Raw genomic sequence first — 11,464 nt, forward strand, 5'->3', positions numbered from 1 at the left:
CGCTCACCACGTAGTAGACGGAGGCCTCCTTCGCGCTGCGCGCCAGGGTGTGGCCCAGGTTGGCGCGCTGGGCCGTGACCTCCTTGCTGCCCTCGGCCCACACGTTCTCGAAGTCCGCCTCCATGCCCGGCCTGACCTCGACGGTCAGCAGCACCCGGAAGGTGCCGGGCTGCGTCGTCATCTCAGACACCCCCGTCGACGTGCAGGGTCTCGCCGTTGACGTAGGTGGACAGCTCGCTCGCGAGGAACAGGACGGCGCCGGCGATCTCCTCGGGGCGCCCGAACCGGCCGAGGGCCATCATCCGGAGGTAGCGCTCGTCGTAGGCGGCGCGCTGCTCGTCGGTCAGTTCGTCGGGCGAGGAGGTGTCGATGACTCCGGGAGCCACCACGTTGAACCGGATGCCCTTGCCGCCGAGTTCCTTGCAGAGCGTGCGGGTCAGGCCGACGAGGCCCGCCTTGGAGGCGGTGTAGTGGCCCCGCAGCGGGATGCCGGCCATGGCGCCGCGTGAGCCGATGTTGATGACCGAGGAGCCCTCGCGCAGCAGCGGCAGGGCCTTGCTGATCACCATGAACGGGCCGGTGAGGTTGGTGCTGATCACCCGCTCCCACTCCTCGAACGGCAGCTGGGCGAAGGGGATCTGGCTGATCACGCCCGCGTTGTTGACCAGCACGTCCAGCGTCTCGAACCGCTCCCGGACCGCCGCGAGGAGGGTCTCGACGCCCTCGGCCGTGCCGACGTCGGCGCGTACCAGGGCGTGTTCGCCGCCGATCTCCTTCAGCTCGCGGGCGAGGCTGTCCACGGCCTCGCCCTCCTGCCGGTAGCAGGTCACCACCGAGGCGCCGGCGTTCGCGAGCGCCAGCACCACGGCCCGCCCTATGCCCCGGCTACCGCCGGTGACGAGCGCGTTCTTTCCCACCAGTCGAAGCTGCATGCCATCCTCCGTTGTCATCTGCCGGCCTGTTCGCCTGTTGACCTGTTGATCTGTTGGCCTGTTCGTCCGTTCACCCGGTGGCCGGGGCGCCCGGGAGGGGGCGGCACTCCAGGACCGCCCAGCGGCCGGCGACCGGCTCGTTCACCAGCTCGAAGCCCGCCCTGGCGAGCAGCGCCCGCCACTGGGGCTCGCTGCGCTCCCGTCCGCCGAAGCGGATGAGCATGTCCAGGTCGAGGAGCTTGCCGCGGTCCCACTCGTTGGCCGGTCCGACCAGGAACTCGCAGATGAGCAGCCGTCCTTCGGGGGCGTCGGCCAGTGCGTCGCGGATGCGGCCGAGGATCGCGGCGGCCCGCTCGTCGTCCCAGTCGTGCAGCACCGCCTTGAGCACGTACGCGTCCCGGCCCGCGGGCAGTTCGGCGAAGAAGTCGCCGGGCACGACCTCGGCGCGGTCCGCGACCCCGGCCTCGTCGAGGAGCTTGTGCGCCTCCGCCACCACCGTCGGGCGGTCGACGAGCGTGCCGCGGACGCCGGGGTTGTGCCGGAGCAGCTCGGAGAGGAAGAAGCCGCGTCCGCCTCCGACGTCGGCGATCCGGCCGAAGCGGCCGAAGTCGAAGCTGTCGAGCAGCATCCGGGTGGTGGCCCGGCTCATCCCGGTCATCGCACGGTCGAAGAGCGCCCCGGCCTGCGGGTCCTGCTCCAGGTGCGCGAAGAAGCCGTGCCCGTAGGCGGCCTCGAAGGCGGGCTCCCCGGTGCGCACGGTGTGCATCAGGGCGCCGTAGGACCGCCACAGCATCTCGTCGCCGTTGTACAGGACCATGTCCCGTTGGCTGCCGGGGACGTCGGAGCGCAGCACCTCGCCCATGTCGGTGAGCGCGTAGGTGCCGTCGGGCTGTTCGGCGAAGACGCCGAAGGCGGCGGCGACGCGCAGCACCCGCCCGAGCGAGTCCTCGTGGGTGGCGGTCCGTTCGGCCAGCGCCGCCACCGTGAGCGGGCCGCCGGCCAGTTCGTCGGCGATGCCCAGCTCGGCGACGACGTGCAGCACCCGGGATATCCGTTTGCCGTCGGTCAGCAGCAGAAGCCGTACGTGCGGCGGCAGCGCGGCGGTCATCGCCGGGCCGACCACTCCGGTCATGGGGTCCACACCTTCTCCTAGGTCAGATGAGCACGGCGGCGGCGCTGACGTTCGCCAGCAGCGCGGCGACGGCGAGCGCGCCCCGGACCCGGTTCCAGCGGATCCAGCGCTCACGCGGGTCGAGGCGGTCGAAGTCGGCGGGCAGACGCGCGGGGTCGAGCGTCGACAGCCACCGGTTGATCGGCACGTTCTTGGTGAGCGAGACCGTCATGGCCGCCACCAGCAGCAGCGCCCCGAGGGCCGCGAGAAGCCGTACGGCGGTGCCGGGGCCGGTGGCGACCAGGGCGAGGTCGCACAGCAGACAGCTCAGCAGCGTCAGCGGCATGAACGGGTCGAAGCGGGTGACGAGACCCTTGTGCACCGGGACGTACATCCCGGTGGGCAGGGTGGTGAACAACGGGGCCGCCAGCACGGAGATCGCGAGGCCGCCGGCCGCGAGACCGCCGGCGAGCAGCGCCCCGGGCATCAGTACCTGGACCGGATCCACCACAGTCACCCTCTCGATCCGGCCGCCGCCCGTGTGCGGCGGACCGCTGCCCCGACTCTGGAAGGGGCAGGTCGAAGGGGACTCGAAGACGGCTCGACAGTCCGGGCACGGGCCCGCGGGCCCCGGCGTCGAGCACCCCTCCACAGCGAATCGAGCAGGTGGGGCCAAGGTCATCGGTACATCCACCACGGACCGGGAGTCGTGATGCTCAAGGAAGTACTGACCGGGGTCGTGCTCATCGGAACGGGAACCGTCACGGGCATCTTCGTGGCGGTTCTGGTCAGTGTGGCCCCCGCCATGGCGGTCATGGACCGCGCCGACTACCTCCGCGCCCACGCCCTGCTGGGCAAGGGCTACCACCCGCTGATGCCGGTCCTCGTCAACGTCGTGACCCTCAGCGGGTTCGTCCTCGGGGTGCTCGCCGAGGGACCGGGCCGGGTGCTGTTCCCGGTCGCGTCGGTGCTGCTCATCGGGGTGCAGGCCGTCTCGCACCTCGGCAACGTGCCGATCAACCGCTCGCTGGCCGGGCTCGCCGCGGACGGCCCCTGGCAGGACCCCCGTCCGCTGTGGCGCGCCTGGCACCGGCTGCGTACGGCACTGGCCGCGCTCGCCCTGACCACCGTCACCGTGGCCGCACTGGCCACCCCCTGAACGACCGGCAACCCGCCACTCCCTGCAGGCCGTCGACGCGCGAGCGTCGCCGAGGAGGAGAACCCATGTCACTGAACGCCATCACCTACCGTGTCCGTCCCGGCCACGAGGACGAACTCACGGAGGTCTTCGCACCGCACAACTTCACCCGGGTCGACTCGCCCGTGATCAAGGACGCCTCCGGTGAGACGGCCGGGATGCTGCTGGGCACCGGTCTGTTCGTCCAGGGGGACACCCTGGTGCGGGTGATCCACCACGACGGTGTCTCGGCGGACCGGATCGCCCGGCACATGTCGGTGCAGAACGGCGTGCGTGAGGCCGAGCGGGCGATCCTGCCGTATCTGACCGAGCCCCGGGACACCGAGACCCCCGAGGGGTTCCGGCAGCACTTCCACCGCAGTTTCATGACCGTGCTGGAGCAGCACAGCCCGGACGAACGGCCCGCGGCCGGTACGGTCGCCCTGCGCTATCCGCTGCGCCGGGGCGCCGGCGAGGAACTGGCCGCGACGCGCGCGACCGCCAACCGCCCGGCGACGCTGCTGCTGTCGCCGGAGCATCCGTCGATCGTGCGCACCGCGCTGTTCCTGCACGAGGACACCCTGGTCCGGGTCGTCCAGTACGACGGCCACCCCTACGACGTCGTCGGCTATCTGACGGAACGCTGTTTCGGCACGGCGGCCGAGACCTGGCTCGAGCCGTATCTGCTGGACGCCGTGCGGCCCGCCCACCCGGACGCGTATCTGGCCCTGGTGCACGAGCAGGCGATGCTGTCGATCGCGCACATGTCCGTGCTGGGCGTCGACTGACGGCCCGTACTCCTCACGGCCGCCGCCTCGTCCGTACGGCGGCACACCGCACGGAAACCGCCGCCGGGTGCTGGTCCCGGCGGCGGTTTCCGTGTCCGTTCCGTGTGGCGCGGGGCCTCAGACCTCGGGGTGGTCGAACCACTCGCCGAGCTTGGTGCCCATGAGCGGGCTGCCGCGCAGCTTCAGCTTGCCCGTCAGGAAGGCCTTGGCGCCGGGCAGTTTGCCCACGCCCATGGCCAGCATGTCGGGGAACTTGATCCCGATGGTGATGTCGGGGTTCTCGTGCCGGCCCTTGTCGGTACGGCAGGTGCCCGCGTCGACCTGCACGTAGTGCAGCTTGGGGCCCTCACCGGAGGCGATCTCGAACTGGAAGACGCCGCCCTGGCCCTTGGCCTTCTCCGGGTTGAACTCCGAGACCAGCAGCTCGAAGACCAGCGTCAGGGAGCCGTCCAGCCCGCCCTCCCGCTGGGCCACCACGGCTTCCAGTTCCTTGGCCGGCACCGACTCGACCAGATCGATCAGCTCGGTCACCTGTTCCGCTTGCGTACTCATCGGTTCCTCCTGGTCCTCAGGCTTCGGCCGGGGTGGCCGGTGTCAGTTGGTGGAGCGGTTCGAGCAGTCGCATCTCGCCGCCCTCCCGCAGCGGCCAGAGCACCTTCAGGTAGGCCTGCTGTTCGGGGCTGCGTTCGAAGGCCCGGAAGGACGGTTCGTCCGTCCAGTCCGTCAGCACGGTGTAGCTGCCGGGTTCGGCGGTGTCGCGCAGGAGTTGCTGGCCATGGTTGTCGGGGAACCGGCGCACGGTCTCGGCGTGATCGCGCCACAGCTCCTCGAACACGGCTTCCCGCCCTGGGGCGATGCGGATCCGCAGCAGGACCCGCAGCCCGGCCGGCGCCGCCGTCACGAGCGCACCGCCGCCCGCGCGGCGGCCTCCTCCACCAGCCCCTTGATCCGGGCCATCTCCCGGCGGGTGTTGGTGTTGAGCCGCTCGGTCATCTCCTTGTCACCGAACGGCAGTCCGGAGCGGACGGCGAACTCCTGGCGCCAGCGCATCTCCACTCCGCCGTCGGTCCCGGTGTAGGTCCAGAAGATGTCCATGTGCTCGAAGGGGCCGGTCTCGATCCGCCGCGCCCGTACGGTCCGGGTCTCCGGGTCGGGGGTGCGCTCGGAGACCCAGCTCCAGACGGCGCCGTTCTCGTCCGGGTGCAGGGTGAGCCGGAACCGTACGGTGGCGCCGTCGCGGCCGAGGATCTCGGCGGCGGCGTACTCGGAGAACAGTCCGGGCCAGGACTCGACGTCGTTCGTCATCGCCCAGACGAGCTCCATGGGCGCGTCGATGACGACGGTGTTGTCGGTGTGCGCCACGTCAGACCGCCGCGAGGCTGGCGTTGACGTAGTCGATGACGGCCTGGGGCGAGTTCATGCCCTCGATGGCCTCGTCGGGTATCTGCAGGCTGTACTCGCGCTGGATCTGGCTGGCGATCTCCAGCACCGCGAGCGAGTCGTAGCCGATGTCGGTGAAGGCGGCGTCGAGGTTGTCCGGGTTGAGCTCGTCGACGTCACCGGTGCACCGGCTCATGACTGCCTTGAGGTCGTCGAAGGTCATGTTGGCGCTCATGGGGTTCCTCCATGGGGACATGTGGATCGCGGTGGACGGGCGGGTGGGAAGAGTGGTGGGCGTCGGACGGCCCACGGCACCGGGACGGTGCTATGCGGCGCGCAGCACCACGGCCGCGTTGAAGCCGCCGTAGCCGCGGCTCAGCACCAGCGCGGTGCGCAGCCGGGTCTCGCGGGGTGCGCCGACGACCAGGTCGAGCCGGTGTTCCGGGTCGGGGCGGACGTTGACCGACGGCGGGATCACCTGGTCGCGCAGCGCGAGCACGGCGGCGGCGACGTCGAGTGCGGCCCCGCCCGCGTAGAGGCGGCCGGTCATGGTCTTGGGCACGGTCACCGGGACCGCCCCCGGGCCGAACACGGCGGTGAGAGCCTCGGCCTCCTGCCGGTCCAGCTCGGGTACGCCATAGCCGTCGGCGAACACCACATCGACGTCCGACGGGGCCAACGAGGCGTCCGCCAGGGCTAGTTCGGCGGCCCGGCGCAGACCGGGCGGGCGGCCTGAGCCGGGGCGGGGGTCGAAGGTGGCGGCGTAGCCGGAGACCTCGGCGTAGATCCGCTCGACGTCCCGGGCGCGGGCATCGGCGTGGCTCTCCACCACGAAGATCGCGCCGCCCTCCCCCGGTACGTAGCCGCTCGCCTCGGAGTCGAAGGGCACGTACGCCCGTTCGGGCCGGTGTTCCTCACTGAGCCGTCCGTTGGAGAGCTGGCAGACCAGTCCGTACGGGGACAGCGAGGCGTCGGTGCCGCCGGACAGCACCAGCCGGGTGCCCTTGGCGAGGACGCGCCGGGCCTGCGCCAGGGCGTCCAGGCCGCCGGCCTGCTCGGAGCAGAGCACTCCGCACGGGCCGCGCATACCGTGCCTGATGGACAGCTGCCCGGTGGTCGCCGCGTAGAACCAGGCGATGGACATGTAGGCGCCCACGGCCTGCGGTCCTTCGCTGTACAGCTTCTGCAGCTCGCGCTGGCCGAACTCGACGCCGCCCGAGGAGTTGGCGGTGATGACCGCCATGTCGAGGTCGGCGAAGTCGTCCGGTACCACGGCCGCGTCGGCGAGTGCCTCGTTGGCCGCGGCGAAGGCGTACTGCGTCATGGGGTCGGTCTCGCTGACCAGCCGCTGCGGCGCGTGCTCGGCCGGGTCGAAGCCGGTGGCCTCGCCGGCGACCCGTACCGGGTAGCGCGCCGGGTCGAAGCGGCTGATCCGGCCGAGGCCGGACGTCCCGTCGAGGGTCGCCCGCCACCACGCCTCGCGGTCCTGCCCGTTGGGCGCGACCACGCCGAGACCGGTGATCACGGGGGCGTTCACGCGATCCTCCTCGGGGAGGTGAGGACGACCGCGCTCTGAAAGCCGCCGAAGCCGCTGCCGACGCTGAGGACGACGTCGAGTTCCGCCTCCCGTGCGGTGCCCGGCACATAGTCCAGGTCGCACTCGGGGTCGCGCTCCTCGTAGTTGGCGGTGGGCGGAATCGCGCCCCGATCCATGGCCAGGGCGCTGGCCGCGATCTCGATCGAGCCGATGGACCCGAGTGAGTGCCCGACCATCGACTTGATGGAGCTGACCGGGACGCGGTAGGCGTGCTCGCCGAGGCTGCGCTTGTACGCGGCCGTCTCGTGCCGGTCGTTCTGCTTGGTGCCGCTGCCGTGGGCGTTGGCGTAGTCGATCTCGTCGGGGTTGATCCGGGCCTCGTCGAGCGCGGCGGTGATCGCCTCGCCCATCTCGCGGCCGTCGGGCCTGAGGCCGGTCATGTGGTAGCCGTTCGCGCGGGCCGAGTAGCCGGCGACCTCGCAGTAGATCCGGGCGCCCCGGCGGCGGGCGTGCTCCAGCTCCTCGATCACGAACACCGCCGAACCCTCGCCCAGCACCAGCCCGTTGCGGCGCCGGTCGAAGGGGCGGCAGGCGTGCTCCGGGTCGTCGTTGCTGGTGGAGGAGGCCCGCAGGGCGTCGAAGCAGGACACGGTGACCGGGTAGATCGGCGCGTCCGTGGCCCCGGCGACCATCACGTCCGCCGAGCCCTCGCGGATCAGGTCGACGGCGTATCCGACCGCGTCGATGCCGGCGCAGCACCCCGAGCTGACGACGGTCGCCGGGCCCTCGGCACCGGCGGCCCACGCCACCTCGGTCGCCAGCGAGCTGGACATCACGTAGGAGTACAGGTGGGGTTTCATATAGCCCTGGTCGACCAGCCAGTTGCGGCCGTTGTCGCTGACCGTGCGGTACTCCTGCTCCATGGAGATGGCGTTGCCGACGCCGTTGCCGACGCTCACCCCGATCCGGTGCGGGTCCTCGGCGTCCAGGTCGAGTCCGCTGTCGGCCATCGCCTCCCGGGTGGCGACCAGGGCGAACTGGCCGGCCCGGTCGGTGCGCCGGATCTCCTGGAACGACAGGCCGGCCCGCTCGGGATCGAAGTCGCACTCCGCGCCGACGCGACCGCGGAAGGGCGTCGGGTCGAAGAGCGTGATGCGCCGGGTCGCCGTCTTGCCTTTGACGATCATCTCCCAGAACGCCTCCCGGCCCGGCTGCCCGGGAGCGACGACCCCGATGCCGGTGATCACCGCCCGCCCGGTCATACGGCGCCTCCCACTTCGGGCAGCGTGCCCTCGCCGGGCAGCGGCTCGCAGTCGACATGGCCGAGTTCGGGGCGCGGGGCGAGCGGGCTGAGGAAGAAGGAGACGAACGCCTGCTCGTCGAAGGGGTTCTCGATACGGTGTCGCACCCCGATCGGGACCATGAAGGACTCGCCGGGCTCCAGCACCAGTTCCCGGCCGTCGACGCGCAGCAGCAGCCGGCCTCGGATGGCGTAGAAGAACTCCTCGGAGTACTCGTGGTAGTGCTCGGACACGAACTCGCCGGGCTCCAGGGTGCCGACGCCCATGAACCCCGAGGTCGCTCCGCAGGTCTTGGGGCTGAGCAGGACACGCAGGTCGCCGCCGCGTTTGCGGTTGGGCGGTACGTCGTCGATGGCGACCTTGATGAGGTCGGTGGTCTGCATAGGTGCTCCAGGTGGGGACGTGAGTCCGGGCCGCCTGGGGAGGGCGGGCCGGGATGCGGCGGACGTCTGGGGCTCAGGGGGTCCAGGTGTAGAAGGACTCGGCCATCGAGTCCTTGGGCTCGCGCCAGGTCGGGGAGTACGGCGTCATGAACTCCTGGAGCCTGGTGTTGATGTCCTCGTAGAGCGGGTGGCTGCGGGCCTGGTAGAGGTTGCCGTTGATCGGCTGCTCGGCCTCGACCAGGTGGAAGTAGAGGCCTTGGAAGCGGAAGAGGGTGCGGCGTTGGACGCCGATCATGTGGGGCAGTTCGGTCGCGTCGGACTCGGCGAAGAGCCCGGCGACGTTCTCGGCGTCGTCGTGGTCCATCCGCGCGACGATGAGCGTGCGATGCGCCATGGGGACTCCTAACGGGTTGTCGCCTGCGGACGGTGGGGCCGCCCGGGGCTTTCGGTGGGGTCCGTAAGCGGTCGGACCTGCCGCTTTCGATGCTGGACGGGCTTGCTTGAGGCCTCGTCCAGAGCAACTCGACGTCAGATTTGAGCCGTTCTGCGACGCGCCTCGGGCCCCGCCCCACGAGAGCCTCCGCGAGACGGTCCGCGGGTCGTTCCGCGGAACAGGAGCAGCGCGGTGACGGTGGCGGCGGTCGCGAAGGCCGCCAGATACGTCCACAGCGGCACCACGCCCACGAAGTGGGAGAGCTGGCCGCCCAGACCGGCGCCCAGCGCGGCCCCCAGGTAGAAGAGGCCCATCATGCGGCTGCCGTGCCCCTCGGGCGCGCTCTCCGCCGTGGTGCTCAGCCCGACCGGCCCGAAGACCAGTTCGCCGCACGTCATGCACAGGAAGGCCCCCAGCAGCCAGAGCGCGGAGACCGGCACACCTCCGTCGTCCGCGAACCAGGCACCGGCCGCGAGCACGGCGAACCCCCCGGCCGCGCACAGCAGCCCGGCGGAGAACTTCCGTACCGTGTCCGCCCGGGCCGCGAGCCGCAGCCACAGCCAGGCGAAGAGCGGGGCGAGCAGCAGCAGGAACAGTGGATGCGCGGACTGGAACCAGCTCGCCGGGACCGTGAACCCGGCGATGTCCCGGTCGGTGTGCTCGCGGGCGAACAGGCTGAAGACGGAGCCGAGTTGGCCGTACATCGCCCAGAACAGCACCGACGGTACGAAGATCCTGCGGTAGCCGCGGATGCGTTCGCGTTCGGCGGCGTCCAGCTCCGCCCCGCGCAGCAGCCGCCGGAAGTACCAGATCGGCGCCACCAGCGAGGCCAGCCCGCACAGCGCCAGCACCGGCCGCAGCGGCAGCCCCCCGGCCAGGGAGATCCCGGTGACCACCAGTACGGCCCCGGCCAGCGCCACCCATGCCCCGCGCACCAGTCTGCGCAGCGCGGCGGGCGGCAGCGGACGGGCGGGGCCGGTGCGGGTCCCGCGCAGCGTCGGGGCCCCGTGCAGGTACTGGAGGACACCGAGGACCATGCCGACCCCGGCGGCGCCGAAGCCCAGGTGCCAGTTGACGCGTTCCCCCAGGGTGCCGGTGACCAGGGGGCCGACGAGCGCGCTGACCTGGACGCTCATGTAGAAGACGGAGAACGCCGCCTGCCGCTGGGCGCTGCCCGCCCCCGGGTTCATCTGGTCGAACATCACGGGCAGGTTGGGCTTCAGCAGGCCCGTGCCGCAGGCGATCAGCAACAGGCCCAGGTAGAAGGTGGTGTGCGTGGGTACGGCCATACAGGCGTGCCCGGCCGCGATGACGAGGGCCCCGGTCAGCATCGCCCGGTGGGTGCCGAGCACCCGGTCGCCGAGCCAGCCGCCGGGCATCGCGGCGAGGAACGACGCGGAGATGTAGAGCCCGAAGAGCGCGCCGGCGGTGCCGTCGGCCAGCCCGAGCCCGCCCTCGCCGGTCGGCGCGGTGGCGTAGAGGAAGAGCAGCGCCTGCATGCCGTAGAAGCTGAAGCGCTCCCACATGTCGGTCATGAACAGGGTGCTGAACCAGCGTTCGCGGAACAGGGCGCGGACGGGCCGGGTGGCGGCGTCCGGATGCGGAGGCGGGACGGAGACGTCGGTGGTCCCGTTCTGTGAGGTCGTCATCCCGGCGCGCTCACAGGGAGATCCCGCCGTCGATCCGCACCACCTGGCCGGTGACGTAGTCGGCGGCGTCGGAGAGCAGGAACGCGACGAGTTCGGCGACGGACTCAGGGGTGCCGAAGCGGCCCATGGCGACCTTGCCGAGGGCGGCGGCGCGGGCTTTGTCGGTCATGCCGCCGAGCATGTCGGTGTCGATGAACCCGGGCGCCACGGCGTTGACCCGCACCCCGTAGGGGGCGACCTCCTTGGCGAGGGCACGGGTGAGACCGTTGAGGCCCGCCTTGGCCGTGGCGTAGTTGGTCTGGCCGGGGTTGCCGAACACACCGATCACGGAGGACACGTTCACTACCGCGCCGGCCCTGCGGGTGATCATGCCGCGCAGTACGGCGCGGGACAGATGGAAGGCACCGTCGAGGCTGGTGCCGACGACCGAGTGCCAGTCGCCCTCCGACATCAGTGCCATGGGGCGGTCCCGGAGGATTCCGGCGGAGTTGACCACCGCGTACGGCGGCAGGCCGAGCTTCTCCTCGGTCTCGTCGACGAACCCGCGGACCGCCTCGCCGTCCGTGACGTCACAGACGACGTGGTGGACGGCCGCGCCGGTCTCCGCGACGAGCCGGGTGGTCTCCAGGGCCGCCTCGTCGGCGGAACGGGAGCAGAACCCGATGTCGTAACCCGCCTCCGCGAGCCGCACCGCGACCGCGCGCCCGATGCCCCGCGACCCGCCGGTCACCAGCGCACAACGTCTCTCGGTCATGACATGACCCTCCTGTGGG

At 71.3% G+C, this 11,464-nt stretch carries 16 protein-coding genes; 2 read left to right on the forward strand and 14 right to left on the reverse strand.

The window, feature by feature from the left end:
• The 4 genes from STRTUCAR8_RS04600 to STRTUCAR8_RS04615 form a co-directional block, all read right to left on the reverse strand.
• The coding region (locus STRTUCAR8_RS04600; RefSeq protein WP_044471631.1) for an antibiotic biosynthesis monooxygenase family protein at positions 1 to 181 on the reverse strand (181 nt) is incomplete at its 3' end.
• Between the two features lies 1 nt (position 182).
• Positions 183 to 932 (reverse strand): SDR family NAD(P)-dependent oxidoreductase, encoded by a 750-nt coding sequence (locus STRTUCAR8_RS04605; protein WP_006374277.1) that lies wholly within the window; start codon positions 930 to 932, stop codon positions 183 to 185.
• Positions 933 to 1,002: 70 nt separating this feature from the next.
• Positions 1,003 to 2,064 carry a methyltransferase gene (locus tag STRTUCAR8_RS04610; protein ID WP_006374281.1) on the reverse strand — a complete coding sequence of 354 codons (1,062 nt, stop codon included), beginning with the start codon at positions 2,062 to 2,064 and terminating at the stop codon, positions 1,003 to 1,005.
• A gap of 22 nt (positions 2,065 to 2,086) precedes the next feature.
• Entirely contained in the window at positions 2,087 to 2,551 is a 465-nt protein-coding gene (locus tag STRTUCAR8_RS04615; protein WP_006374270.1) for an anthrone oxygenase family protein, read from the reverse strand.
• A 204-nt stretch (positions 2,552 to 2,755) separates the two neighbouring features.
• Here STRTUCAR8_RS04615 and STRTUCAR8_RS04620 point away from each other — a divergent pair, with 204 nt between their 5' ends.
• Both STRTUCAR8_RS04620 and STRTUCAR8_RS04625 read left to right on the forward strand, forming a co-directional pair.
• Positions 2,756 to 3,202 carry an anthrone oxygenase family protein gene (locus STRTUCAR8_RS04620; RefSeq protein WP_006374279.1) on the forward strand — a complete coding sequence of 149 codons (447 nt, stop codon included), beginning with the start codon at positions 2,756 to 2,758 and terminating at the stop codon, positions 3,200 to 3,202.
• Between the two features lie 65 nt (positions 3,203 to 3,267).
• A complete protein-coding gene (locus tag STRTUCAR8_RS04625) occupies positions 3,268 to 4,008 on the forward strand; it encodes a SchA/CurD-like domain-containing protein (RefSeq protein ID WP_006374276.1) in 741 nt (246 codons plus the stop codon).
• A 117-nt stretch (positions 4,009 to 4,125) separates the two neighbouring features.
• Here STRTUCAR8_RS04625 and STRTUCAR8_RS04630 read toward each other — a convergent pair whose 3' ends face one another.
• The 10 genes from STRTUCAR8_RS04630 to fabG all read right to left on the reverse strand — a co-directional run bounded on the left by STRTUCAR8_RS04630 (position 4,126) and on the right by fabG (position 11,445).
• Entirely contained in the window at positions 4,126 to 4,560 is a 435-nt protein-coding gene (locus STRTUCAR8_RS04630) for an SCP2 sterol-binding domain-containing protein (RefSeq protein WP_006374272.1), read from the reverse strand.
• 16 nt (positions 4,561 to 4,576) lie between these two features.
• On the reverse strand, positions 4,577 to 4,909 hold the full coding sequence (locus STRTUCAR8_RS04635) for an antibiotic biosynthesis monooxygenase family protein (RefSeq protein ID WP_006374282.1): 333 nt from the start codon (positions 4,907 to 4,909) through the stop codon (positions 4,577 to 4,579).
• Positions 4,906 to 5,370 (reverse strand): SRPBCC family protein, encoded by a 465-nt coding sequence (locus STRTUCAR8_RS04640; RefSeq protein WP_006374283.1) that lies wholly within the window; start codon positions 5,368 to 5,370, stop codon positions 4,906 to 4,908. Before STRTUCAR8_RS04640 ends, STRTUCAR8_RS04635 begins: the two co-directional genes overlap by 4 nt.
• 1 nt (position 5,371) lies before the next feature.
• Positions 5,372 to 5,623, reverse strand: coding sequence for an acyl carrier protein (locus tag STRTUCAR8_RS04645; RefSeq protein WP_006374271.1), 252 nt, complete (start codon positions 5,621 to 5,623; stop codon positions 5,372 to 5,374).
• A gap of 90 nt (positions 5,624 to 5,713) precedes the next feature.
• Positions 5,714 to 6,925, reverse strand: coding sequence for a ketosynthase chain-length factor (locus STRTUCAR8_RS04650; protein ID WP_006374275.1), 1,212 nt, complete (start codon positions 6,923 to 6,925; stop codon positions 5,714 to 5,716).
• The gene (locus STRTUCAR8_RS04655; RefSeq protein ID WP_006374278.1) at positions 6,922 to 8,187 is read right to left on the reverse strand and encodes a beta-ketoacyl-[acyl-carrier-protein] synthase family protein; all 1,266 of its coding nucleotides are present in this window, start codon (positions 8,185 to 8,187) and stop codon (positions 6,922 to 6,924) included. Before STRTUCAR8_RS04655 ends, STRTUCAR8_RS04650 begins: the two co-directional genes overlap by 4 nt.
• Positions 8,184 to 8,609: a cupin domain-containing protein gene (locus STRTUCAR8_RS04660; RefSeq protein ID WP_006374273.1), complete on the reverse strand. Its 426-nt coding sequence runs from the start codon at positions 8,607 to 8,609 to the stop codon at positions 8,184 to 8,186. Before STRTUCAR8_RS04660 ends, STRTUCAR8_RS04655 begins: the two co-directional genes overlap by 4 nt.
• A gap of 73 nt (positions 8,610 to 8,682) precedes the next feature.
• Positions 8,683 to 9,003: a TcmI family type II polyketide cyclase gene (locus STRTUCAR8_RS04665; protein WP_006374274.1), complete on the reverse strand. Its 321-nt coding sequence runs from the start codon at positions 9,001 to 9,003 to the stop codon at positions 8,683 to 8,685.
• Between the two features lie 134 nt (positions 9,004 to 9,137).
• The gene (locus STRTUCAR8_RS04670; RefSeq protein WP_006374280.1) at positions 9,138 to 10,691 is read right to left on the reverse strand and encodes a peptide MFS transporter; all 1,554 of its coding nucleotides are present in this window, start codon (positions 10,689 to 10,691) and stop codon (positions 9,138 to 9,140) included.
• Between the two features lie 10 nt (positions 10,692 to 10,701).
• The gene (fabG, locus tag STRTUCAR8_RS04675; RefSeq protein WP_006374269.1) at positions 10,702 to 11,445 is read right to left on the reverse strand and encodes a 3-oxoacyl-ACP reductase FabG; all 744 of its coding nucleotides are present in this window, start codon (positions 11,443 to 11,445) and stop codon (positions 10,702 to 10,704) included.
• Between the last annotated feature and the right edge of the window lie 19 nt (positions 11,446 to 11,464).

The organism is Streptomyces turgidiscabies Car8, from assembly GCF_000331005.1.
GTDB classification, from domain to species: Bacteria; Actinomycetota; Actinomycetes; order Streptomycetales; family Streptomycetaceae; genus Streptomyces; species Streptomyces turgidiscabies.

Excerpts from the sequence above, each read along its gene's own strand:
- STRTUCAR8_RS04605 (WP_006374277.1), bottom strand. The coding sequence starts at position 932 with ATGCAGCTTCGACTGGTGGGAAAGAACGCGCTCGTCACCGGCGGTAGC.
- STRTUCAR8_RS04610 (WP_006374281.1), bottom strand. The coding sequence starts at position 2,064 with ATGACCGGAGTGGTCGGCCCGGCGATGACCGCCGCGCTGCCGCCGCAC.
- STRTUCAR8_RS04620 (WP_006374279.1), top strand. The coding sequence starts at position 2,756 with ATGCTCAAGGAAGTACTGACCGGGGTCGTGCTCATCGGAACGGGAACC.
- STRTUCAR8_RS04625 (WP_006374276.1), top strand. The coding sequence starts at position 3,268 with ATGTCACTGAACGCCATCACCTACCGTGTCCGTCCCGGCCACGAGGAC.
- STRTUCAR8_RS04630 (WP_006374272.1), bottom strand. The coding sequence starts at position 4,560 with ATGAGTACGCAAGCGGAACAGGTGACCGAGCTGATCGATCTGGTCGAG.
- STRTUCAR8_RS04645 (WP_006374271.1), bottom strand. The coding sequence starts at position 5,623 with ATGAGCGCCAACATGACCTTCGACGACCTCAAGGCAGTCATGAGCCGG.
- STRTUCAR8_RS04655 (WP_006374278.1), bottom strand. The coding sequence starts at position 8,187 with ATGACCGGGCGGGCGGTGATCACCGGCATCGGGGTCGTCGCTCCCGGG.
- STRTUCAR8_RS04660 (WP_006374273.1), bottom strand. The coding sequence starts at position 8,609 with ATGCAGACCACCGACCTCATCAAGGTCGCCATCGACGACGTACCGCCC.
- STRTUCAR8_RS04665 (WP_006374274.1), bottom strand. The coding sequence starts at position 9,003 with ATGGCGCATCGCACGCTCATCGTCGCGCGGATGGACCACGACGACGCC.
- STRTUCAR8_RS04670 (WP_006374280.1), bottom strand. The coding sequence starts at position 10,691 with ATGACGACCTCACAGAACGGGACCACCGACGTCTCCGTCCCGCCTCCG.
- fabG (WP_006374269.1), bottom strand. The coding sequence starts at position 11,445 with ATGACCGAGAGACGTTGTGCGCTGGTGACCGGCGGGTCGCGGGGCATC.